This window comes from Martinezella lusitana (assembly GCF_014207095.1).
GTDB classification, from domain to species: domain Bacteria; phylum Pseudomonadota; class Alphaproteobacteria; order Rhizobiales; family Rhizobiaceae; genus Rhizobium; species Rhizobium lusitanum_B.
The window spans coordinates 412,605-436,294 of the sequence record NZ_JACHBG010000001.1 but is presented as its reverse complement, the minus strand read 5'-3'; the positions used below and the strand labels follow the sequence as shown (position 1 = coordinate 436,294).

The following is a 23,690-nucleotide window of genomic DNA, read 5'->3' as shown; positions in this document are numbered from 1 at the left end:
TTGCAGCCGCCTAACCAAAATTTTCTCGCAGGATCGTGCGTTTAGGCACGTCCGCCTCTTGACTTTTTATGCCTTCGGCGCGACTTCTCCGCACATGGGGAATACCGTTTTTCCATGCCGATTAACCGGAGCCATCTTTAGATGCCTAGCGACAGTAGTAGTCGATTGCCTTTGCCGTCAGTAGCATTCGTGCACTAACCGACTCCTGTCGGCTCGCCACGATCCGCTACGACGGCGGATCGACCGGAAAGGCGAGCTATAATGAACATCAACAGCTTTCCCGCGCGGGCTGGCAATGCCGCTCGTGCATTCATCAATAACAATCGCGGCGCCACCATCGCCGAACGCGTCGAGTCGCTGAACGTACTTGATGTGGCCGAAGCCGCACGCATCCTCGCCAAAATGCCGGAAGAGCGCGCCGTGCGCATTCTCGATCGGCCGGAACTGCGCAACGCTCCTGCCATCCTCGAAGTCATGGGCAATGCAGACGCTTCCCGGCTGCTGCACGGCATGTCCAACGACCGCGTCGCCGACGTGCTGCTCGACATGGATGTCGACACCCGCGCCCGGCTCTTTACCACTTTCGACGAGCATGCACGCCAGGCTATCCAGGGCCTGATGGGTTATCCGCCGCGCACAGCCGGCGGCATTATGACGACGGAGTTCGTCAGCGTTCTCGCGAGCTGGACCGTGGCGCAGACGCTCGATCACGTTCGCCAGGTCGAGCGCTCCCGCGAAACCGTCTATGCCATCTATGTGCTTGATGACGAAACGCATGTGCTGCTGCATGTCGTGACGCTGCGTCGCCTGATCACCGGCGAGCCCGATGCCTGTATCCTCACCGTCGCACAAAAGGGCACGCCAGTCACGGCACCGCCGCTGATGAAGCAGGAGGATGTCGCCCGTCTGATCCGCCGGCACGATCTGCTGGCGCTTCCTGTCGTCGACGACAAGGGCCACATGCTGGGGATCGTCACCGTCGACGACGTTATCGATACGATGATCGCCGATACGACCGAGGACGCTCAGAAGTTCGGCGGTATGGAAGCCCTCGGCCAGCCCTACATGAAGATCAGCTTTGCCGGTATGATCCGCAAGCGCGCCGGCTGGCTCGCAGCCCTGTTCCTCGGCGAAATGTTGACGGCGAGCGCCATGCAGCATTTCGAGGGCGAGCTGGAAAAGGCCGTGGTGCTGACGCTCTTCATTCCGCTGATCATGAGCTCTGGCGGCAATTCCGGCTCGCAGGCAACATCGCTGATCATCCGCGCGCTGGCGCTTGGCGAGCTCAAGCTCTCCGATTGGTGGCGCGTGGCGCTGCGCGAACTGCCGACCGGCATCGTGCTCGGCGCAATCCTCGGCCTTGTCGGTTTCACCCGCATCATCGCCTGGCAGAGTCTTGGCCTGTTCGACTACGGCCCGCACTGGCAACTCGTCGCCCTGACTGTCTTTGCAGCCCTCATCGGCATCGTCACCTTCGGTTCGCTTGCCGGCTCGATGCTGCCATTCGTTCTGCAAAAGCTGCGGCTCGATCCGGCCAGCGCATCGGCTCCCTTTGTCGCGACGCTCGTCGATGTCACCGGTCTTGTGATCTACTTCTCGGTGGCACTGCTGATCCTCAGCGGAACGATGCTTTGACGGCATCGAGATTTTCATCACAAAAGGGGCTGGCAACGGCCCTTTTTCGTCTTCATTCCGGCATCGGCAGCTTCAGTGCACCATTGGCCTTGATCGTCCGTATCGCGAAGTTCGAGCGCAGATCGACCACACCGGGAAGAGCCAGCAGCTTTTCCGACATCACCTTTTCATAGGCGGCAAGGTCCGCCACGACGACTTCCGCCAGGAAATCGGCGGATCCCGAAATCAGGTGGCATGCAACGATCTCTGGAATAGCGAGCAGCGCCGCCTGCTGCACTTCGGAATTTTCCTTCGAATGATGACCGACCTTGAGTTCGACGAAGACGGTCAAACCGAGACCGGCTTCCTTGCGGTCGATATCGGCGCGATAGCCGCGCAGCAGCCCTGACTTTTCCAGGTTGCGAATGCGCCTGAGGCAGGGCGATGGCGAGAGATTCACCCGTTCCGCGATCTCGACATTGGTGGCGCGCGCATCCTCCTGCAGGCAGTTGAGGATCGCAATATCGAACTTATCCAGTTTTGGCATGATCGAGAAGTTTATAAATCCCAATTAGCAGATTGTTGCTCATAGCATTGTTTCTGCGCCATAACTAGCAAGGACATGCCTCGGCCTTCGGCGCTATCTTTTCCTCATTCAAAGATGATCCGCATGGATGGAAAGGATATGTCGATGACCGCTTTGTCTCTCTCCACACGCAAGGCAACGCCCACCGCGATGGGCTACGCGGGCGCTATCGTGACCGTATTGATCTGGGCGAATTGGATTCTCGCGACGCGCCACACCGCCGAGACGCAGATGAGCACGATCGACCTCGGCCTGATCCGCTATGGCGTGCCGGCAGCAGTCTTGGCCCCCGTCTGGCTGCGGACCGGCCTGCTACCGAAGGGCGTATCATTGAAGCTGCTCGCGCTGATGGTCTGCGGCTCCGGCGCCCTCTTCTTTCAGCTGACCACCTTCGCCATCCAATTCACACCCGCCTCCTCCGCCGGCATTCTGCTCGGCGGCTCCATGCCTCTTGCCGCCGCCGTGATCGGCGTCCTGCTATTTCGCGAACGGCTGGATCTGACGCGCTGGCTCGGCCTTGGCGGCATCGTCATCGGCGTTGCGATCCTACTAGTTCGCAGCCTGTATGGCGTACAGATCTCCTGGGCCGGCTTCACCCTGCTGCCGCTCGCCGCTCTGCTGTGGGCAGCTTATACGCATGCCTTCCGGCGCTCGGGCCTGACTGCGATGCAATCAAGCGCGATCATCGCCGTCTGGTCTTTCCTGATCCATGTCGGCCTGGCCGCCATTTTCGGAAGCTCGCTGACTTCGGTGCCCTTGCCGGAAATCGGCCTGCAGATCGTCAGCCAGGGCTTGCTGTCGGGTCTTGCCGCGACGCTGGCCTATGGTCTTGCCGTCCAGGCTCTTGGTGGCACGCAGGCAGCAGCCTTCACCGCGATTACGCCCGTTCTTGCCACGATTGGTGGCGGCTTCCTGCTCGGCGAAGAAATCGGAATAGCCGGCGTTGCGGCAGCGATCGTGACTGGTGCCGGTGTCGCGCTTTCCACCGGCCTGCTCGCTCGCAAGCCCGCCCAGCATTAATTTCCACCCTGCACAGGGATGGAGCTTCGACAGGGCCAAACGCTTCATTGCAGCGTTTGGCCCTATCTTCGTGATGTCACTCACATATTCGGATAGACCGGCCCCTCGCCGCCCTGCGGCGGAACCCAGTTAATGTTCTGGTTGGGATCCTTGATGTCGCAGGTCTTGCAGTGGACACAATTCTGGGCGTTGATGACGAAGGTTTCCTTGCCGTCCTTCTCCACCCATTCATAGACGCCGGCCGGACAGTAGCGCGTCGAAGGTCCCGCAAAGACATCATGCTCGGAATTCTTCTGCAGCGCCATGTCTCCGACCTTCAGATGCACCGGCTGGTCTTCCTCGTGGTTGGTGTTCGACAGGAACACCGAGGACAGACGGTCGAAAGTCAGCACGCCATCGGGCTTCGGATAGTCGATCTTCTGGTGCTTGGCGGCAGGCTCCAGCGAGGCGGCATCCGTCTTGCCATGCTTCAGCGTTCCAAAGACGGAGAGGCCGAACAGCTGGTTCGTCCACATGTCGAGGGCGCCGAGCACTACGCCGACCGCCGTGCCGAACTTCGACCACAGCGGCTTGACGTTCCTGACGCGCTTCAGATCCTTGCCGATATCCGTCTGGCGCCATTCGTTCTCGATCTCGATCACTTCGTCATTGGCGCGACCGGCGGCGATCGCCCCGGCAATCTTGTCCGCTGCCAGCATGCCCGACAGCACCGCATTGTGGCTGCCCTTGATGCGGGGAACGTTGACGAAACCTGCCGAGCAGCCGATCAGCGCGCCGCCCGGGAAGGTCAGCTTCGGCACGGACTGGTATCCGCCCTCGGTGATGGCGCGGGCGCCATAAGAGATGCGCTTGCCGCCTTCGAAGGTGCCGCGAATGGCGGGGTGGGTCTTGAAGCGCTGAAACTCTTCGAAGGGGAAGAGATAGGGATTCTTGTAGTTGAGGTGCACGACAAAGCCGACGGCGACCAGATTGTCTTCCAGATGATAGAGGAATGAGCCGCCGCCCGTCTTCATGTCCAAGGGCCAGCCGAAGGAGTGCTGCACGAGGCCCGGCTTATGGTTCTCGCGCTTGACCTCCCAGAGCTCCTTGATACCGATGCCGAATTTCTGCGGTTCACGGTCTCTCGACAGATCGAACTTGGCGATGAGCTGCTTGGCGAGCGAGCCGCGCACGCCCTCGCCGATCAGAACATATTTGCCCATCAGCGCCATGCCGCGCGTGTAGTTCGGACCGGGCTCGCCGTTCTTCTCGATGCCCATGTCGCCGGTGGCAACGCCGATGACGGCGCCCTGGTCGTCATAGAGCACTTCGCTTGCCGCAAAGCCCGGATAGATCTCGACACCGAGCGCTTCCGCCTTCTCGGCCAGCCAACGACAGACATTGCCGAGCGAGACGATGTAATTGCCGTGATTGTTCATCAGCGGCGGCATGAGGAAATTCGGCAGACGTAAGGAACCGGCCGGGCCAAGGAACAGGAAATGATCTTCCTTGACCTCGGTCTTGAAGGGATGTCCCTCCTCGTCGCGCCAACCCGGCAGCAAGCGGTCGATGCCGATCGGATCGACGACGGCGCCCGAGAGGATATGCGCGCCGACCTCAGCTCCTTTTTCGAGCACGACGACGGTCAGATCCGGATTGATCTGCTTCAGCCGGATTGCAGCCGACAGGCCAGCAGGCCCCGCCCCGACAATCACGACGTCGAATTCCATGCTCTCGCGTTCCGGCAGCTCGCTCGCGTCAGTCATTCACTCTCTCCGCTTGGCCGGCATCCTTGATATCGGATCGCAGCCTTATCCCCTTTTGGGCATCTTCCCCGCTTCATTTATCTCTTGTCAAAATGGAAAGGAATTGTCGAGCCGGGAAGCGACAGGCAGTCTCCCAATTCCCCCACCGCACCATGCAAGTTAAATTACTCTTACGTTAACGTCAATATTTTGCCTGCCCTTGCGACCTTCTCATCAGGCACGGCTTTCAAAGTCGATCGAGAGCACTCTATAAATAGGGTTCAGCGGTTCCATAGCATGAAGGGGTAATCGACATGGATCTTCGTATCGAGGGAAAACGCGCGCTGGTGCTCGCCTCTTCCAAAGGGCTTGGCCACGGCATCGCCGTCGCTTTGGCGCGCGAGGGGGTAAACGTTCTGCTTTGTGGCCGTAGCGGCGAACGGCTCGAGAGCAATTGCAAAGCCATCAACGCTGAAGGCAAAGGCCGCGCGGACTGGGTCTGGGCGGATCTCGGCGACGAGAACTTCGTCGAGATCGTCAGCAAGGCCGTGACCGAGAAGCTCGGAGGCATCGATATTCTCGTCAACAATAGCGGTGGCCCGACGCCGGGTACCACCGAGGACATGACCGCCGACAGGCTGGAGACCTACTTCGTCACCATGGTATCGCGGATCATAACGCTCACCAACGCGCTTGTGCCCGCAATGAAAGTGCAAGGCTGGGGCCGTATTCTCACCGTCGCCTCTTCCGGCGTCGTCGAGCCGATCCCTAATCTGGCGCTCTCCAATACGCTACGCCCCGCGCTCGTTGGCTGGAGCAAGACCCTTGCCAGCGAAGTGGCAGCCGATGGAATTACCGTCAATTTGCTTTTGCCGGGCAGCATTGCGACCGACCGGCTGACCGAACTCGATACGGCTGCGGCCAACCGTGGCGGCAGGAGCCTGGAAGACGTCAGCGCCGAGCGTCAGCAGCGCATCCCGGCCGGTCGCTACGGCCGCGTCGAGGAGTTCGCCGCCACTGCCGCCTTCCTCTGCAGCGAGCCGGCAAGTTATGTGACCGGAACGATGGTTCGTTGCGACGGAGGAGCGGCGCGTTCTCTGTGAGACGGATCATCTGCCGAAGGGAGACGGGCCTCTTGTAAAGAAGGCCCGTCAACACAATTACGTGAGCATAGGCTAGAGCCGCTATGAAGATTTCGGCCCGCTTCTCACTATAAATGCCGGAAAAGAACGTATGGCTGTCCAATTATTACATGGCGGCAATCAAAAAATAGTCATTTGACTATTTGCTGCGCCGCACAACCGGCAGCGGCTTCAAAGCTTTCCAAGCTTTAATTTTTCGTCCCGCCGAACTGTGGTAAATTGCACAGGATGAGCGTTCATGAATTCACGTTATTGGGACAGAATTACCGAACGTTAGCAGTGACGGCGATGTGATGGATTGCGGCGAAGCCCGTCTTTGTTGTGCGACGCAATAGATACACCTCGATGTCATCGCGTTTTTTGCAACTCGCTTCGACCGGTTCTTTAAATATGAAAAAATTCTGGCTTCCCCTCGGTCTCTTCGTCGTTGCAGCCCTTGCAGCCTGGGGCTACCGCGACCGCATTCCTTTTCTTTCCGCATTTGTCGACAAGGCCTCCGCAGAAACCAAAGATACCAGCAAGACCGCAGCGGCTGGCAGTAAAAAGCATCAGGCCGGGCCTTCGGTCGTCAAGACGGTAGCGGTGGAGAATAGAACGCTGCCGAGCGACATCACGGCCACCGGTTCGGCCGTGGCGCAAAATGCGACAACGATCGCCGCGCAGGAATCCGGCATCATTACCTCAATCGAGGCGCAGGACGGCGCGATGGTGAAGGCTGGCGACCTCATCGCCAAGCTGGATTCGCGAACGGCACAGGCCGCCGTCGACAAGGATCAGGCTAATATAGTCAAGGACCAGGCGGCGCTCGTGGCGGCGGAATCAGCCCTCAACCGCGCCAAGAGCCTGCTTGCCAATGCCGGCACGCAACAGACGGTCGATCAGGCGGTCGCGGCGCGCGATACAGCAGCAGCCGACGTCAACGCCGACAAGGCCCAGCTTGCAGCCGACCATGTTCTGTTGGAAAACACGCAAATCCGTGCGCCTTATGACGGTCGCCTCGGAAATGTCGTCCCGAGCCCCGGCGCCTACGTCACGCCCGGCACTGCGATCGTGACGATCACGCAGTACAATCCGATCTACGTGCAATTCCACATGCAGGAAAATCAGCTCCGGCAACTGGAAGAAGCCATGAAGGCCGGCACCGTGCCGGTCAGCACCGTGCCGAACTCGACCAAGGGCAAGTCCCGCCAGGGCGCAGTCAGCTTCTTCGACAACACCGTCGACCCCTCTTCCGGCACTATTCTTGTCAAGGCGAAGTTCGATAATGCCAATGGCGCGATCTGGCCCGGCCGATCGGTCAACGTCGTCATGCATCTGACCGACAATCAGCCCGCGATTGTTGCCCCGACGGTTGCGATCAGCCCAGGCCCCGAGGGCTTCTATGCCTATGTCGTCAAGGACAGCAAGGTGCATCTGACGCCTGTTACCGTAGAGCGGCAGAACGGCGGCTACTCGGCCATTGCCAAGGGGCTGACGGAGGGAGACCATGTCGTCATCGAAGGACAGGTTCAGTTGATCGATGGCCAGAATATCGTCGAGCAGTTCAACGACGAAAAGCCTGAGAAGGTGGCTGCAGCCAACGACCAGTCGAGCCAGAAGAGCGAAACGATTTCCGTTGGAGCGCAGCAATGATACCACAATTCTGTATCCAACGACCGGTCGCGACGACGCTTCTGGCGCTGGGTGTGGTCATGGCCGGCCTTGCGGGCTATCAGCTCCTCCCCGTCGCCGCCCTGCCCCAGGTGGATTTTCCGACCATCAACGTTTCGGCCCAGCTGACGGGCGCCTCGCCGCAGACGATGGCGACCTCGGTTTCCACACCGCTGATCAAGCAGTTCGAAACCATTCCCGGCATCAGTGAAATCTCCGCAACAAACTCGCTCGGCAACACCAGCATCGTCCTGCAGTTCGATCTCAACCGCAGCATCGATGCCGCTGCGGCCGACGTTCAGGCCGCTATCTCGAATGCAACGCGGCAATTGCCCAACAATCTGACGACGCCGCCTGGCTATAGAAAGACCAACCCGGCAGACGCACCGATCATGCTGCTTGCGGTGCAGAGCGATACGATGCCGCGCAGCAAGCTGGACGAAATCGCCGAAGACATTATTTCGCCCTCGCTGTCCACCCTTCCCGGCGTTGCGGAAGTGACCGTCTATGGCGCGCAGACCTATGCCGTGCGCGTCGAGGTCGATCCGAGCAAGCTGCAGGCTCGCGGTATCGGCATCGAAACCGTCAACTCCGCCATCGTCAACGCAAACAGCCAGGTTCCGGTCGGCACTCTGCAGAATAGCAAGCAGAGCATGACCCTTAACGCCAACACGCAGAAGACCAATGCAGCACAGTTCAAGTCGCTGGTCATCGCAAATCCAAAAGGCGCACCGATCCACCTAAGCGATGTCGCCGATGTGCAGGACAGCGTGCAGAACGTCAATGCCGGCTCGTGGTACGACGGCAAGCAGGCGATCATTCTTGCCATCCAGCGTCAACCGGATGCCAACACCGTCGATGTGGTCGATGTGATCAAAGCCAAGCTGCCGCAGCTCCATGCGGAAATCCCGGCCTCGGTGCAGACCCATGTCATGAACGACTCGTCGCAGCCTATCCGCGATGCGATATCGGACGTGAAGTTTACCCTGCTCCTGACGATCAGCCTGGTCGTTCTCGTCATCTACCTCTTTACCGGCCATGTGACGGCAACGATCATCCCCGGCCTTGCCGTGCCTCTGTCGCTGATTTCGACATTCGGCATGATGTATGTGCTTGGCTACAGCGTCGACAATATCTCGCTTCTAGGATTGACGCTCGCCGTCGGCCTTGTGGTGGACGACGCGATCGTCATGCTGGAAAACATATTGCGGCATGTCGAAGAAGGCATGCCGGTGCTCCAGGCGGCGATCAAGGGATCGGCCGAAGTAAGCTACACCATCATTTCCATGTCCATCTCGCTGATTGCTGTGTTCATCCCGATCCTGCTGATGGGCGGTGTCGTCGGCCGCATCTTCAACGAGTTCGGCATGGTGGTCGCCATCGCCATCGTGTCTTCCGCAATTGTCTCCCTCACCGTCACGCCGATGCTCAGCTCGCGCCTGTCGGCAGGTCACAGCCAACCACCCTATCCGGTACGCCTCTTCAACCGGGCTTTCGACTGGACCCAGCGCGGTTACGACAAGGGCGTCGCCTGGTGCTTGCGCAATCGCGGCACGGTTCTGCTCAGCTTCCTCGCCTCCGTGGCGCTCTCGGTCTATCTCTTCATGGTGCTGCCGGCGAGCTTCTTCCCGACGGAAGATATCGGCCGACTGCAAGTTTCCACCCAGGCGCGTCAGGATATTTCCTACCCGGCCATGCGTGAACTACAGAGCCAGGCCGCAGCGCTCGTCAGGCAGAACCCGGCCGTCGACCACGTCATGTCCATCGTCGGCGGTAGTGCCCGCCAGCCGTTGAACAACGGCACCATGTTTGTCCAATTGAAGCCGAAGGAACAGCGTCCGCCGCTGGACCAGACGCTGCGCGAACTGCGGACCAGCATTGGCACCGTAGCGGGCCTCAAGGCCTATATAACGCCACAGCAGAGCCTGCGCTTCGGCGGCCGCCAAACCGCCAGCCAGTATCAGTTGGTCGTTCAGGCTTTGAGCGCCGACCAGACCAACCTCTGGGCCAACAAGATGTTGGATGCGATGCGCCGCGACCCCAGCTTTACCGACGTTGCATCAGACGAGCAGAACAATGCGCTGCAGGCCAATATCGTCATCGACACTGAAAAGGCAGCGCAATACGGGATCAACAACAATCAGCTGCGGACGACGCTGGAGGAAGCCTTCGGCGGCTATGATGCCGCCCAGATCCAGACCACCGGCGACAGCTACGACGTGATGGTCGAATTCGACACAAGCAAGCCTTGGGATGACCAAAGGCTGCAGGACATCCACATTACGTCGTCCAACGGCTCGCTGGTCCCCCTGTCGAACTTCGCTCATGTCCAGCGCACGACCGGTCCGGTTACCATCAACCAGACGGGACAGCTCGTTTCGACCACCGTGTCGTTCAACCTGCCGGCTGGCGAAGCGCTTGGTGATGCCACGGCGCGGATCGATCAGATCAAGAAAGAGATCGACATGCCGGCGGACATCTTTACGTCCTACGGCGGCACCGCCCAGATCTTCCAGCAATCGCAAGGCAGCACGCCCTATCTGATCCTTGCCGCCGTGTTGACGATCTATGTCGTGCTCGGCGTTCTCTACGAGAGCTTCATCCATCCGTTGACCATCCTGTCGGGCCTGCCGGCTGCCGCCCTCGGCGCTCTGCTTGCCCTCAAGGTCTTCGGCTTCGACCTCTCGATCATCGCGCTGATCGGTCTGTTGATGCTGATAGGCATCGTGAAGAAGAACGCGATCATGATGATCGACGTGGCGCTGGAAACGCTTCGATCGACAACGGGCATATCGCCTGCGGAGGCGATCCACGAAGCCTGCGTCCGTCGTTTCCGCCCGATCATGATGACGACCTTCTGCGCACTGCTCGGCGCTCTGCCGATCGCCGTCGGCGGCGGCGCGAGCTCCGAGCTCCGTCAACCGCTCGGCATCGCTGTCGTCGGCGGCCTGGTGGTCTCGCAGCTTCTGACGCTGTTCATCACGCCTGTGATCTTCCTTGAGATGAACCGCCTGAACGAGTTCCTCGCTCGGTTCGGCCGGCGCAAGGACGAGGATCCGCATCACAAGGAACCGCCGTCGGCTATTGCCGCGGAGTGACAAAGGCGGGCGCCGAGAGGCGTCCGTTTCATTTGTCCCGGACGCTACCGACAATAGGCCAAGGCGCCGGCTGGAACAGTTCCTGGGCGGGGAAATAAATCCGGCACGGCGTCTTGCACTTGCCGAGCAGCCATGCCATGACGCGCCCTCTTTGCGATCTGGGCGCGCCTTGCGCCTCGTCGGGGCCTTGCCCCAATCCATACAATCTCAACGGAAAGGAGTGCGGGCATGGCTCGGGCGCTTGGTTTCGACTTCGGCACCACGAATACGGTTCTGGCGATGGCCGATGGACCTGAAACGCAATCTGTCGCCTTCAACAGCGCCGCCGGCACGGCTGACAGCATGCGCACGGCGCTTTCCTTCATGAAGGATCCCGGACTGGGCGCAGCCGCGCTCAAGGTCGAGGCCGGACATGCGGCCATCCGCCAGTTCATCGACAATCCCGGCGACTGCCGCTTCCTGCAGTCGATCAAGACCTTTGCCGCAAGCGCGCTTTTCCAGGGCACGCTGATCTACGCCAAGCGCCATAGTTTCGAGGATCTGATGGAGATCTTCGTGCGCCGTCTGCGTGCCTATGCCGGAGAAGGCTGGCCGAGCGACGTTTCGCGAATCGTGACCGGGCGCCCCGTGCATTTTGCCGGCGCCAATCCGGACCCGGCACTTGCGACAGAGCGCTACAATAACGCCCTCGCCCGCTTCGGCTTTCCCGAGATCCATTATGTCTACGAACCGGTGGCCGCCGCATTCTATTTCGCGCAGAACCTGAAGAAGGACGCGACAGTATTGGTAGCCGACTTCGGCGGCGGTACGACGGACTATTCTCTTATCCGCTTCGAGACCGTCGCCGGCAAGCTCACGGCCACGCCCATCGGCCATTCCGGTGTCGGCATCGCCGGCGATCACTTCGATTTCCGGATGATCGACAACATCGTCTCGCCGGCCATCGGCAAGGGCAGCTACTTCAAGAGCTTCGACAAGCTGCTGGAAATGCCCTCTTCCTATTATGCCAATTTCGGACGCTGGAACCAGCTTTCGATCTTCAAGACCTCGCGCGAATATGCCGACCTGAAGACGCTGGTGCGCAGCAGCCTCGAGCCCGAGAAGCTCGAAACCTTCATCGATCTCGTCGAGCATGATGAGGGCTATCCGCTTTATCAGGCCGTATCGGCCACAAAGATGGCGCTCTCGGCCGAGGAAGAGGCTGAGTTCAACTTCCCACCGCTTGGCAAAGCCGGCCGCCGGAGCGTTCGCCGCGCCGATTTCGAAAACTGGATCGCCGAGGATCTCGCCCGCATCGAAGGGGCTCTTGACGATGTCCTGACGACGACGAACACCTCGCCCAACGCCATCGACAAGGTGTTCCTCACCGGCGGTACGTCCTTCGTGCCGGCAGTCCGGCGCATCTTCACGGAACGCTTCGGGCAGGAGCGCATCGAGACCGGCGGCGAGTTGCTGTCGATTGCGCACGGTCTTGCCCTGATCGGTGAGCGAGAGGACATCAGCCAGTGGACGGCGTGAGATAGCGGGCCGCCCTGCCCTTTCGCTCCGGCGCTGTTTTGATTGACGCCTTTCCGCTTTTCTTCGAATCGCGAAAAGGCTCAATCTTTTTGTTTTCACGCAATTTCGAACGGAAAACCGCTATGCACTTTTCCTGGAATTGCTTTAGGGTTCCCCCATGATTTCCGCCAGCGACCTCACACCGGCCGAACTTGCTGCCCTTCTGCATTTCCATGCGGATGCCGGCGTCGATTGGCTGCTGGAAGAGGAGCCGGTGGATCGCTTCGCCGAATTCGAGGCCATGCGCGCCGCTCGCCAAGGCGCAAGGGCTGCACAGCCGCGGCCGGACGCTCCGCAGCCGGCGAGCAGAGTGCAGCCGGATCGCCGCCAGGCCGCGAAACCGGCCGCTGCCCCGCCGCCCGCTTCACCACGCAATGCTCCGGCCATTCCCGACGAGCAAGCGGTCGAGCAGGCGCGATTCGCGGCCGAAAGTGCTCGCTCGCTCAGCGAACTGAAGACCGCGCTCGAGGCCTTCAACAGTTGCAATCTCAAGAACAGCGCCCGCTCGACCATCTTTGCCAGCGGCTCTCCGGAAAGCCGGATCATGGTGATCGGTCCGATGCCGAGCGCCGATGACGATCGCGAAGGCACACCGTTTGCCGGCCGTGCCGGACAGTTGCTCGACAAGATGCTGGCCTCCATCCGCCTGCAGCGCGAAGACATTCTGCTGACCAACGTCATTCCGTGGCGCCCGCCAGGCAACCGCGCACCGTCAGCGCCGGAAGTCGAGATATGCCGTCCGTTCATAGAGCGGCAGATTGCGCTCGCCGAGCCGAAGGCCTTGCTGCTGCTGGGCAATTTCACCGCAAGGCACTTCTTCGAAAGTGCTGAAACGATACACGGACTACGCGGACAATGGCGGGAAATTGGCATTCTCGGCCGAACGATACCGGCGATCGCCAGCCTGCACCCGCAGGAACTGCTGACCGCACCAATCAACAAGCGGCTCGCATGGAGCGATCTTCTGGCGTTCAAGAATCGTATCGACGCCGAAATATTAGGCTGATTTTCGTTACAATTAACAGAATATGACACGAGCTATGCATTTTCGCATGACAGTTCATCGTTGTTGTGCATTGCGAAATCAATGTTGCGCTGCAATATATAATCATGTCTTGGGAGGAATCTCGAAAGGAACCAAGGCAATGACTATGCGTTTTCGCCCTATTCACTGCGGGTTTGACACCCTGCGTCGCGCCCTTGAGCCCGTGCGTGCCACAAACGGGCATCGCAACCTCGGCATCGCTGCCAATGAGCAGATGACAGCCCGAGGCACCGGCATCTCGACCCGCGTTGGCCGCCCGACCGCCATTTTCGCCGATTTCCGCGCCTGCTAATCAACAGGCGCGAAGTCGCATTCGCGCGACTCCGAACGCATTTCCGTTGGAATCCAACGACGAAAATCCTCCGTCTCCCTATTTTCATAGAATTCCGGATGCAAAGCAGGGTTCACCGCTTGCTGGAATTGCTCAATCTTTCAGGAACTGAATCATGTCTTCGGGCTTACGCTCACTCATCAGTCTTTTCGATTCTGTCGCGCATATCGGCTCTGCCGTACGGGCAGCCGAAGAGTTCGAACGCTCGCGGAGCCTTCGCGGGGACGAAAGCCGAAACTTGAGCCCCGCCCGCGCGGCAGCTGCGAGCATTCCTCTATAGGGAATTCGAAGACCGGGGCAGCCGCGACCGGTTTCGCCATCTCTGGTGAGAGATCCCCGCAAAGGCCGAAGCGCAAAACCTGCCGACATCTCAACGAGTATTAGCTCTTTTGATCGGGTTGCCCCGTGACTTGCCGCGCCCAGGCAAAGGCTTCGTCGATCGCCGCAAGCTTCACGGCTTGCCACCCGCAATATTGATCCAGGAAGTCGCGTGAGATCCACATTCGCGTTTTCTTCGTCTCGTCGTACCACCCTATGTCGCCACGATCGGCGGACTTCCGGAGAAGACGCTGCAGATGGGTGCGCGATATCATGAAGTGCGCCGCAAGCGCGCGGGCATCGATCCGCCCGATGTCGATCTGCGGACCCGGCTCCCCACTGAGATCCATTTGCGACATGATATAGTCGACGACAAGGCCTCCAGCCTCAGTCCATAGAAATAGGCCGACGGATTCCGGCGGCTCGCGCCAGACCTCGGCTTCCAGACAGTAACGCGCCATGCGCGGCTGTGCGAGATCCATCAGTTGCGGAGCGGCAGCCAGCGCCGCGGCGCGACCACCATCATCCAGCAGATCAAGCGTCGCCAGATTGGACAGGCACCAGCCGAACATCCCCGTCAGGCTAGCCTCGGTCGGCACGTAGCGTCGCGGGCGCCGGACATGACCGGGAGCCAGCATCAGAAAGCGATAGGTGAGCAGCTCGTCGATAAAGCTGAGCACTGTATTGCGGCTGGCGACGCGGTGATGCGTAATCAGATCGCGAAGGCCGACGACGGTCAGACCGGAACCTGGCACCGCCGGATCATATTCAAGATGAAGCGCATAGGCCGTCTGCGTCAGAAGCCAACGCTGATGCGAGGCCAGCATGCGGGCAATCCGCGGACCATGATCGTAACGATTGCGCAGCGCCTCTGCGAGAAAACGCAGTGACGACACGAATTTAGGATGGCGAGCAATTTGCTCGATAGAAAAACTCAATCGGGCCTCCTTGGGGTGCCCTTCTCAACGTATCAACAAAAGGAGGATGTTTCATTTTTGTGAACGAGTTCACCGGAATCGATCATAATTCCGACATCTAATAGCGTGCTATAGTTATGTAGCTGTGCTTATACCGCAAGAGACTAAACAAATAATTTACTTTAAGTAATTGTTTCCTTGAACAGACCTGATGACGTTCGGCAACGGCACCTCAAGGATGGTGGGTCACCCAGCGCAACGATTGTCGCCCCGATTATCCGCAAATGCGGGTAGTAGGTGAGTGTGTGAGGATCCGGTATACATCCGCAGGCAGAGCTTGACCGGGCAAACGCGACGGATCGTCACCCCAATACTTGTTGTGCCACAACGGAACATTTCAGTGTAATGATATGACTTTAACTTTGGTTCAGATTTCGATGTAATGATGCGGCGACTTTCGGTCCGGAGGAGGGCTTCGGACTGTGCGGCAATGCATAGCCTGATCAGGATAGACCATGCGAACAGATACCGGCCAGATCGTAAATCTGGCAGACTACCGTCCTACCGACTTCGTTCTGGAACGCGTGGACCTCACCTTTGATCTGCACCCAACCGAAACGAAGGTTGAAGCGCGGCTGATTTTCCATCGCCGCGAAGGCATCGACCCGAAGGCGCCGCTGGTGCTGGACGGCGACGAACTGGTGCTATCCGGATTGCTGCTCGACCAGGGCGAACTGCCCACCGAGCAATATGTTGCCACCCCCGAGAGTCTGTCAGTTCGCGATCTTCCCGAGAGCACACCCTTCGAGTTGACGATCACCACCGTCATCAATCCAGAGGCCAATACGCAGTTGATGGGCCTCTATCGCACCGGCGGCATCTATTGCACGCAGTGCGAGGCCGAAGGCTTCCGCCGCATCACCTATTTCCCCGACCGGCCTGATGTTCTCGCCCCGTATACGGTCAACATCATCGCCGACAAGGCTGCCAATCCGCTGCTGCTGTCGAACGGCAATTTCCTCGGCGGCGCCGGCTATGGTGAAGGCAAGCATTTCGCCGCCTGGTTCGATCCGCATCCGAAGCCGAGCTACCTTTTCGCGCTCGTCGCCGGCGATCTTGGCGTCGTCGAAGATACCTTCACGACCATGTCCGGCCGTGAAGTGGCGCTGAAGATCTATGTCGAGCATGGCAACGAGCCGCGTGCGGCCTACGCCATGGATGCGCTGAAGCGTTCGATGAAGTGGGACGAAGAGCGGTTCGGACGCGAATACGATCTCGACATCTTCATGATCGTCGCCGTGTCGGATTTCAACATGGGGGCGATGGAGAACAAGGGTCTCAACGTCTTCAACGACAAATACGTGCTCGCCGACCCCGAGACGGCGACCGATGCCGACTATGCCAATATCGAAGCCATCATCGCGCATGAATATTTTCACAACTGGACGGGCAATCGCATCACCTGCCGCGACTGGTTCCAGCTGTGCCTGAAGGAAGGCCTGACTGTTTATCGCGACCACGAATTTTCCGCCGACGAACGTTCGCGTCCGGTCAAGCGTATCGCGGAAGTCCGCCATCTGAAATCGGAGCAGTTCCCCGAGGACAGCGGCCCCCTTGCCCATCCGGTCCGCCCGACAAAATATCGCGAAATCAATAACTTCTACACGACGACCGTCTATGAGAAGGGCAGCGAAGTCACGCGTATGATCGCGACCCTGCTCGGCCGCGATCTCTTCAAGACGGGCATGGATCTCTATTTCGATCGGCACGATGGTCAGGCCGTCACGATCGAGGATTTCGTTAAATGTTTCGAAGATGTCAGCGGCCGCGATCTCACGCAGTTTTCACTGTGGTATCATCAAGCGGGCACGCCTCTCGTAACGGCTTCCGGCGCCTATGATGCCGACGGCAAGACCTTCACCCTGTCGCTCGAACAGATGATGCCGGCGACGCCGGGCCAGGCCACCAAGAAGCCGATGCATATTCCGCTGCGCATGGCGTTGATTGCCGAAGATGGAACCGCGATCATGCCGGCATCAGTCAGTGGTGCGGAGCTGACCGACGATGTGCTGCATCTGACCGCGCAAGCGCAGACGGTAGTCTTTCACGGCATTCAATCACGGCCGGTGCTGTCGCTGAACCGCAGCTTCTCGACGCCCATCAACCTGCAATTCAACCAGAGCGCAGCCGATCTCGCCCTCATCGCACGCTACGAGACCGATCACTTCGCCCGCTGGCAGGCGCTGATCGATCTCGGGCTGCCCAATCTACTGCAGGCGGCGCGCGATGCCCGGCAAGGCAACGATATCACATGCGATCCGGCGTTCGTCGACGCGCTCTTGGCTGCGGCCGCCGACGACAGTCTGGAGCCTGCCTTCCGGGCACAGGCGCTTGCTTTGCCGAGCGAAGCGGATATTGGCCGCGAACTTGGCGGCAACAATGATCCCGACGCGATCCACGTAGCGCGCCGAGCTATCCTCAAGCAGGTTGCCGAAGCCGGCAAGGATATCTTTGCGGCACTTTACGACAGCATGCAGACGACTGGCCCCTTCAGTCCGGATGCGGCAAGCGCCGGTCGGCGAGCCCTGCGCAATGCGGCGCTGGCCTATCTCTCGCAATTGGATGGCAATCCGGCGCGCGCAAAAGCCGCCTATGACGCGGCAAACAACATGACCGATCTCAGCGCCGCGCTGACAATTCTGGCACATCAATTTCCGGAAAGCGCGGAGACGGCGGCAGCCCTCGAGCATTTCCGCGACCGCTTCGCGGAGAATGCCCTCGTTATCGACAAATGGTTCGCCATTCAGGCCGGGATCCCTGGCGCCGACGCGCTTGCGCGCATCCAGCGCCTGATGGAGACCTCGCAGTTCAAGCGCACCAATCCCAACCGGATGCGCTCCCTGCTCGGCACCTTCGCCTTCGCCAACCCGACCGGTTTCGGCCGTGCCGATGGCGCAGGCTACAATTTCCTTGCGGACGAAATCCTCGATATCGACCAGCGCAATCCGCAGCTTGCGGCGCGTATCCTGACCTCGATGCGCTCTTGGCGCCTGCTCGAACCGGTGCGGGCCGACCACGCCCGTTCAGCTCTCCTGCGGATCGAGCGCACTGCCGGCCTTTCGACCGATGTAAGGGATATCGTCGACCGCATTCTCAAGGAGTGATCTCGATCACTCGCCATGCTGATCTGAAAGGCCGGTTCTGACCGGCCTTTCAGCTTCAACGAGTCCCGCGACTGCGCAACTTACCGCTGCGTGTGCGGAAGATGCCAAAATCACAGATGGTTAAGAAAGTTTTACCGCACCCTCTGGACAAGCCGAATCACGAATGATTCATTAGGGCAGATTCGGGCGAGCGGCGCAGCGAATCACACGAGGGACAAGGCTAAAGCGATGGTGGACGTGCGGCGGGCAACCGCAGCCGATGGACGGCTGCGTGTTAATTTCGACGGTCTGAAATCCTGGCATAGCGGCGTTACTGATCGAACCGGCATACGGGTGGAGACGATATCACGTCGCTTCCCGCAGACCGAACATATCCTCAAGCGCATCATCCCCGTTCTCATCGTTTCCTTCCTGATGGTCGTGGCCGCCTCGCACTTCTTCGGCATGGTGACCGAGCATGGCCGGATGGCTTCTGCCGCCCGCCGCACAACCTCGCTTTCCATCGCTGCCGCATCCGCCGCCTTTTCGAACGACGCCAGCCTGTTTCAGATAGGCGACCGGGGTGGAGCGGAGCGGAAGCTGGCCACCTATCTGCCACAGGACCGGCTGGACGCCGGTGCATTCGTCCTGCTCGTGCAATCAAGCGGTCGCGTTTTCGGCTCGTCCGCTGCCGGCTCCGCCTATATCGGCATGTCGATCTCCGATTTCTTTCCGCAAGTATCCGCCATCCGCAGCTTCGGCGACCATGCCGGCGTGATCGAGACGACGATCGCTGGCGAGCCTTACTATGCCGCCATTTCGTTGATCGGCGACAAGGGCGATTTCGTCCTCTCGGCAGCGTCAATGGATCAGATCGAAAAGCTTTGGCGCGACGAGCTGACGCTCAACGTCACGCTCTTTGCCGGCATCTCTTCGATCCTGCTCGTCATTCTCTATGCCTACTACACGCAGGTACGGCGGGCCCGCGACGCGGACGAGATCTTCCTCGAATCCAATCTGCGCGTCGAGACGGCGCTCTCACGCGGCCGCTGCGGTCTTTGGGATTTCGATTTCACCAGCCGCGAGTTTTTCTGGTCGCGGTCGATGTATGACATGCTCGGGCTGCCGGCGGCCGACAAGCCGCTCGCCTTTGCCGACGCGGCCCGCCTGATGCATCCTGACGACAGCAGCCTGCACATGCTGGCACGTTCCGTCACCCGCGGCGGCGCCGGACAGGTGGATCAGATCCTGCGCATCCGCCATGCCAAGGGGCACTATGTCTGGATGCGCGCCAGAGCGCAGATCATCCGCAACAATTCCGGCCGCGTGCACATGATCGGCATCGCGATGGACGTAACGGAGCAGCACCGGCTGGCGCAGCGCTATGCCGAAGCCGACCAGCGCCTTGCCGATGCGATCGAATGCACCTCCGAAGCCTTCGTCCTGTGGGACAAGAACGACCGCCTCGTGATGTGCAATGCCCATTTCCAGCAGGCCTACGGCCTGCCCGACAATGTGCTCGTGCCCGGCACCGAGCGCGCCGTGGTCAACGCGGCAGCGGTGCGGCCCGTTATCGAACGGCGCATCGTCGATCCCGGCCGCTCCAACCATTCGCAGACGACGGAAGTGCAATTGGCCGACGAGCGCTGGCTGCAGATCAACGAGCGCCGCACCCGTGACGGCGGTCTCGTCTCGGTCGGTAACGACATCACGCAGTTGAAGCGCAACCAGGAGCGCCTTCGCGAATCCGAGCGCCGACTGATGGCGACGATCAACGATCTCTCGGCATCGCGGCAGATCCTAGAGCGGCAGAAGGCTGAACTTTCCACCGCAAACACCAACTATCTTGCGGAAAAGGAACGTGCCGAGGCCGCCAACAAGGCCAAATCGGAATTCCTCGCAAACATGTCTCACGAGCTGCGCACGCCGCTCAATGCCATCCTTGGTTTTTCGGAAATCCTGCAAGACCAGATGTTCGGCCCGCTCGGCTCGGCGCGCTACAATGAATATGCCAAGGATATTCACGACAGCGGCAAGCATCTGCTCAACGTCATCAACGACATCCTCGACATGTCGAAGATCGAGGCAGGCCATATCAAGCTTTCCCGCGAGCAGGTCGATCTCGCGCCGCTGATAGAGGAATGTCTGCGTTTCACCCGCATTCCCGCGGCAAACAAGAACATTCTCGTCGAGCAGTGCATTTCCCCCGACATCAAGCTCAGCGCCGATCGCCGGGCGATGAAGCAGATCGTGCTCAACCTGCTTTCCAACGCCGTGAAATTCACCAATGACGGCGGTCGCATCGCGGTGCGCACCCGCAGGGTCGACGACGCGGTGATGCTTGTTATCGCCGATACCGGCATCGGCATTCCGAAATCGGCGCTTGGCAAGATCGGTCAGCCTTTCGAGCAGGTGCAGAGCCAATATGCGAAAAGCAAGGGAGGCTCCGGCCTCGGGCTTGCGATTTCACGCTCGCTGACGGTGCTGCATCAGGGCCGCATGCGCATCCGCTCGCGCGAAGGCGTAGGCACGGTCATTGCCATCCGTATTCCGGACCAGGATTGATCAGTTTCCGACTGTCGCCTGAAAGATTTTCCGGACCGCTTTCGACAACCGCTTCAGCTCCGCTTCCAGCGTGCGAATATCCGGGCAATCGCCAGCGCGGCAGACCAATTCGATCAGGCCGGAAGGCGTGTTTTTCGGATCGAACGTACCGTCGATGCAGAGGCGGATAAGCTGTGACACTTCCGTGTAGAGATGCAGCGCCTCCAGGCAGATATCCAGATCGTTACGATCCATCAGGCTGCCGCCGAGCAATTTCAGCGCTTCTGCCGTGCTGAGCCCGTTCGCGTCGATGCCGACCCCGCGGGCCGGTGCGATCAGCCGCAGATATTGCGCGATGAATTCGATATCGATCAGTCCGCCAGGAATGAGCTTCAGATCCCAGATGCTCTCCGGCGGCTTCTCCTGATCGATCAGGCCGCGCATCTCGCGGACATCCTTGGCGATCTTGGCGACATCCCGCGTCGAGGACAGGATCTCGCCGATGATGCGCTCTGCATCCAGCGAAAACTCTTCGTCGCCGCAAATCAGACGGGCGCGTGAAAGCGCCATGTGCTCCCAGGTCCAGGCTTCCTCGCGCTGATACTTCTCGAACGAGTTGATGCGTGTCGCGACCGGGCCTTTGTTGCCGGACGGGCGCAGGCGCATGTCGACTTCATAGAGCACGCCTTCGGCCGTAGGCGCCGAAAGAGCCGCGATCAGGCGCTGTGTAATGCGTGTGAAGTATCGCGTCGCATCCAGCGCCTTCGGGCCGGAAGATTCGGCGGCAGCATCGTCGTAATCATAGAGCAGGATGATATCGATGTCGGAACCGGCCGAAAGCTCGAAACTGCCGAGTTTGCCCATTCCGATGACGGCGACGCGGCCGCCCGGATATTCACCATGCGCCGCCCGGATTTCCTTCATGACAGCATCGAGCGCCGCCTCGACGATGAGATCGGCAAGATAGGTGAAGGCGCGGGCCGCCATGGTCCCGCCGATTGCGCCCGTCAACAGGCGAATACCGATCAGGAAGCGCTGTTCGGATGCGAAGATCCGCAGCAGGTCAAGCGTCTCTTCATAGTGCCTTGCCGGGGCAAGGAAGCTCTTGAGGCGCTCGGCCAGATAGTCGCGCGTCGGCAGCTCGGCCATCAGGCTCGGATCCAGCATGCCGTCGAAGACGTGCGGCTTGGCCGCGATGATTTCGGCGAGCCGCGGTGCCGACGACATGATGTTGACGATGAGCGAGAGCAGTGCCGGATTGGTTCCGAGCAGCGAGAAAAGCTGGATGCCCGCCGGCAGGCCGGAAATGAAGCTGTCGAAGCGCAGCAACGCCTTGTCGGCGCGCTTGCTTTCGCCGAAGACCCGCAGCAGCTCCGGCGTCAGCTCCGTCAACCGCTCGCGCGCCTCTACCGATTGCGTGGCGCGGTATCGTCCGTAATGCCAGGTGCGGATCACATTGGCGATATCGGACGGCCGCTCGAAACCGAGACGACGCAGCGTTTCCAGAGTGTCGGGATCATCGCCCTGGCCGGTGAAGACCAGATTGCCGGTTTCGGACGATAGTTTCGTTTCCTGCTCGAACAGGCGCGCGTAGCGGCGCTCCACCGCCTTCAAGGTCGAGACAAGCGCCTCGGAGAAAGCCGGCAGATCGGCAAAACCCAACATGAACGCGATCCGGCGAAGCTCGGCATCGGTTTCCGGCAGTAGATGCGTCTGCTCGTCGCGCACCATCTGGATGCGATGCTCGACATCACGCAGGAACCAGTATGCGGTGGCCAGTTCGTCGCGCGTTTCCGCGTCGATCCAGTTTGCCTTGGTCAGCTCGGCAAGCGTCTCCTCGGTCGCACGGCTACGCAGTGCCGGCATGCGGCCGCCCGCGATCAGCTGCTGGGTTTGCACGAAGAACTCGATTTCGCGAATGCCGCCGCGACCGAGCTTGACGTTGTGCCCCTTCACAGCAATCGCACCATGGCCCTTGTGCGCGTGAATCTGCCGCTTGATGGAATGGATGTCCGCGATGGCAGCGTAGTCGAGATATTTGCGGAAGACGAAGGGCACGAGATCGCGGATGAACGCCTGGCCTGCGGCAATGTCGCCGCCGACAGGCCTCGCCTTGATGAAGGCGGCGCGCTCCCAATTCTGGCCCCTTCCCTCGTAGTAGATCATCGCCGCATCGACCGGGATCGCCAGCGGCGTCGAGCCGGGATCGGGGCGCAGACGCAGATCCGTGCGGAAGACGTAGCCATCGGCGGTGCGCTCCTGCAGAATCCGCACCAGCCGTCGCATCAGCCGCGGGAAAATATCGATCGCATCTTCGGGATTGGGGACAATCCCGGCCATCTCGTCGAAGAAGACGACGAGGTCGATATCGGACGAGTAATTCAGCTCCTTGGCGCCGAGCTTGCCCATGCCAAGCACGATCAGGCCGGAGTTTTGGCTTGGAACGGCGGTATCGGCAACCGAGATTTTGCCCGCCTCGTGCGAGGACAGCAGCAGATGATCGATCGCCGCCGATATCGACGCCTCCGCCAGTTCGCTCAGCCAGCGGGTCGTCGTTCTGCCGTCATGGATCCGCGCGAGGTCTGCAAGGGCGGCGAGAAAGGAGGCGCGGCGCTTGGCGACACGCAGGCGGCTCATCACTTCGGATTCCGAGGGCGACTGCTCTTCGCCATCGACGGGCCGCCAGGCATTCCGGGCTTGTTTGACCAGCGTTTCGATCTGTGGCGTCAACGGCTTTTCGATAGCGGCCACGAGCAATGACGGCTCGAGATTGGCCGTTTCGCGCAGATGCGGCGATAGAGCGAGTACGGCGACGACGAAGTCCCTGAGTGCACTTTCACCGGCGAGCAAGGCGGCGATAGCCGGCTCTGCGGCGGCCATCTGCTTGAGGTCGGCGAGCGCAGATTTCGTCTCTGTCTGGTTCAGCGGCCGTAACCGCCCAGGCGGGACATCCCGCAACATATCGCCTTGCGTCATCGTCATGCAGCGCTCCCCATGAGCA

The 23,690-nt window shown here is 60.2% G+C and carries 14 protein-coding genes; 10 read left to right on the top strand and 4 right to left on the bottom strand.

Annotated elements, in window-relative coordinates:
- Positions 1-261: 261 nt before the first annotated feature.
- Complete coding sequence (gene mgtE, locus GGD46_RS02115; protein ID WP_184701355.1) at positions 262-1,635, top strand: magnesium transporter; 1,374 nt, start codon at positions 262-264, stop codon at positions 1,633-1,635.
- A gap of 52 nt (positions 1,636-1,687) precedes the next feature.
- Here the strand turns inward: mgtE and GGD46_RS02110 are convergent, their stop codons facing one another.
- Positions 1,688-2,161, bottom strand: a complete 474-nt coding sequence (locus GGD46_RS02110; RefSeq protein ID WP_184701353.1) for an Lrp/AsnC family transcriptional regulator — start codon at positions 2,159-2,161, stop codon at positions 1,688-1,690.
- A gap of 144 nt (positions 2,162-2,305) precedes the next feature.
- Here GGD46_RS02110 and GGD46_RS02105 point away from each other — a divergent pair, with 144 nt between their 5' ends.
- Positions 2,306-3,220: a DMT family transporter gene (locus GGD46_RS02105; protein WP_184701351.1), complete on the top strand. Its 915-nt coding sequence runs from the start codon at positions 2,306-2,308 to the stop codon at positions 3,218-3,220.
- 80 nt (positions 3,221-3,300) lie between these two features.
- Here GGD46_RS02105 and GGD46_RS02100 read toward each other — a convergent pair whose 3' ends face one another.
- Entirely contained in the window at positions 3,301-4,965 is a 1,665-nt protein-coding gene (locus GGD46_RS02100) for an electron transfer flavoprotein-ubiquinone oxidoreductase (protein ID WP_184701349.1), read from the bottom strand.
- A 293-nt stretch (positions 4,966-5,258) separates the two neighbouring features.
- Between GGD46_RS02100 and GGD46_RS02095 the strand changes: the two genes are divergently transcribed.
- The 6 genes from GGD46_RS02095 to GGD46_RS02070 all read left to right on the top strand — a co-directional run bounded on the left by GGD46_RS02095 (position 5,259) and on the right by GGD46_RS02070 (position 13,728).
- On the top strand, positions 5,259-6,047 hold the full coding sequence (locus tag GGD46_RS02095; protein WP_184701347.1) for an SDR family oxidoreductase: 789 nt from the start codon (positions 5,259-5,261) through the stop codon (positions 6,045-6,047).
- 429 nt (positions 6,048-6,476) lie between these two features.
- Positions 6,477-7,718 carry an efflux RND transporter periplasmic adaptor subunit gene (locus tag GGD46_RS02090; protein ID WP_184701346.1) on the top strand — a complete coding sequence of 414 codons (1,242 nt, stop codon included), beginning with the start codon at positions 6,477-6,479 and terminating at the stop codon, positions 7,716-7,718.
- A complete protein-coding gene (locus tag GGD46_RS02085) occupies positions 7,715-10,834 on the top strand; it encodes an efflux RND transporter permease subunit (RefSeq protein ID WP_184701344.1) in 3,120 nt (1,039 codons plus the stop codon). The genes GGD46_RS02090 and GGD46_RS02085 overlap by 4 nt, the downstream gene beginning before the upstream one ends.
- 228 nt (positions 10,835-11,062) lie before the next feature.
- A complete protein-coding gene (locus GGD46_RS02080; RefSeq protein ID WP_184701342.1) occupies positions 11,063-12,352 on the top strand; it encodes an Hsp70 family protein in 1,290 nt (429 codons plus the stop codon).
- A 157-nt stretch (positions 12,353-12,509) separates the two neighbouring features.
- Positions 12,510-13,397, top strand: coding sequence for a uracil-DNA glycosylase family protein (locus tag GGD46_RS02075; protein WP_184701340.1), 888 nt, complete (start codon positions 12,510-12,512; stop codon positions 13,395-13,397).
- 139 nt (positions 13,398-13,536) lie between these two features.
- Positions 13,537-13,728: a hypothetical protein gene (locus GGD46_RS02070; RefSeq protein ID WP_184701338.1), complete on the top strand. Its 192-nt coding sequence runs from the start codon at positions 13,537-13,539 to the stop codon at positions 13,726-13,728.
- Positions 13,729-14,147: 419 nt separating this feature from the next.
- Here GGD46_RS02070 and GGD46_RS02065 read toward each other — a convergent pair whose 3' ends face one another.
- On the bottom strand, positions 14,148-15,023 hold the full coding sequence (locus GGD46_RS02065) for a hypothetical protein (protein WP_184701336.1): 876 nt from the start codon (positions 15,021-15,023) through the stop codon (positions 14,148-14,150).
- Between the two features lie 494 nt (positions 15,024-15,517).
- On the opposite strand from GGD46_RS02065, the gene pepN reads away from it, so the two are divergent.
- Positions 15,518-18,166 carry an aminopeptidase N gene (gene pepN, locus GGD46_RS02060; protein ID WP_184701334.1) on the top strand — a complete coding sequence of 883 codons (2,649 nt, stop codon included), beginning with the start codon at positions 15,518-15,520 and terminating at the stop codon, positions 18,164-18,166.
- A 228-nt stretch (positions 18,167-18,394) separates the two neighbouring features.
- Positions 18,395-20,710, top strand: coding sequence for a PAS domain-containing sensor histidine kinase (locus GGD46_RS02055; RefSeq protein ID WP_184701332.1), 2,316 nt, complete (start codon positions 18,395-18,397; stop codon positions 20,708-20,710).
- Here GGD46_RS02055 and GGD46_RS02050 read toward each other — a convergent pair whose 3' ends face one another.
- The gene (locus tag GGD46_RS02050; protein ID WP_184701330.1) at positions 20,711-23,671 is read right to left on the bottom strand and encodes a bifunctional [glutamine synthetase] adenylyltransferase/[glutamine synthetase]-adenylyl-L-tyrosine phosphorylase; all 2,961 of its coding nucleotides are present in this window, start codon (positions 23,669-23,671) and stop codon (positions 20,711-20,713) included.
- Positions 23,672-23,690: the final 19 nt, after the last annotated feature.

Coding starts and splice junctions, on each gene's coding strand:
- mgtE (WP_184701355.1), top strand. CDS start 262: ATGAACATCAACAGCTTTCCCGCGCGGGCTGGCAATGCCGCTCGTGCA.
- GGD46_RS02110 (WP_184701353.1), bottom strand. CDS start 2,161: ATGCCAAAACTGGATAAGTTCGATATTGCGATCCTCAACTGCCTGCAG.
- GGD46_RS02105 (WP_184701351.1), top strand. CDS start 2,306: ATGACCGCTTTGTCTCTCTCCACACGCAAGGCAACGCCCACCGCGATG.
- GGD46_RS02100 (WP_184701349.1), bottom strand. CDS start 4,965: ATGACTGACGCGAGCGAGCTGCCGGAACGCGAGAGCATGGAATTCGAC.
- GGD46_RS02095 (WP_184701347.1), top strand. CDS start 5,259: ATGGATCTTCGTATCGAGGGAAAACGCGCGCTGGTGCTCGCCTCTTCC.
- GGD46_RS02090 (WP_184701346.1), top strand. CDS start 6,477: ATGAAAAAATTCTGGCTTCCCCTCGGTCTCTTCGTCGTTGCAGCCCTT.
- GGD46_RS02085 (WP_184701344.1), top strand. CDS start 7,715: ATGATACCACAATTCTGTATCCAACGACCGGTCGCGACGACGCTTCTG.
- GGD46_RS02080 (WP_184701342.1), top strand. CDS start 11,063: ATGGCTCGGGCGCTTGGTTTCGACTTCGGCACCACGAATACGGTTCTG.
- GGD46_RS02075 (WP_184701340.1), top strand. CDS start 12,510: ATGATTTCCGCCAGCGACCTCACACCGGCCGAACTTGCTGCCCTTCTG.
- GGD46_RS02070 (WP_184701338.1), top strand. CDS start 13,537: ATGACTATGCGTTTTCGCCCTATTCACTGCGGGTTTGACACCCTGCGT.
- pepN (WP_184701334.1), top strand. CDS start 15,518: ATGCGAACAGATACCGGCCAGATCGTAAATCTGGCAGACTACCGTCCT.
- GGD46_RS02055 (WP_184701332.1), top strand. CDS start 18,395: ATGGTGGACGTGCGGCGGGCAACCGCAGCCGATGGACGGCTGCGTGTT.
- GGD46_RS02050 (WP_184701330.1), bottom strand. CDS start 23,671: ATGACGATGACGCAAGGCGATATGTTGCGGGATGTCCCGCCTGGGCGG.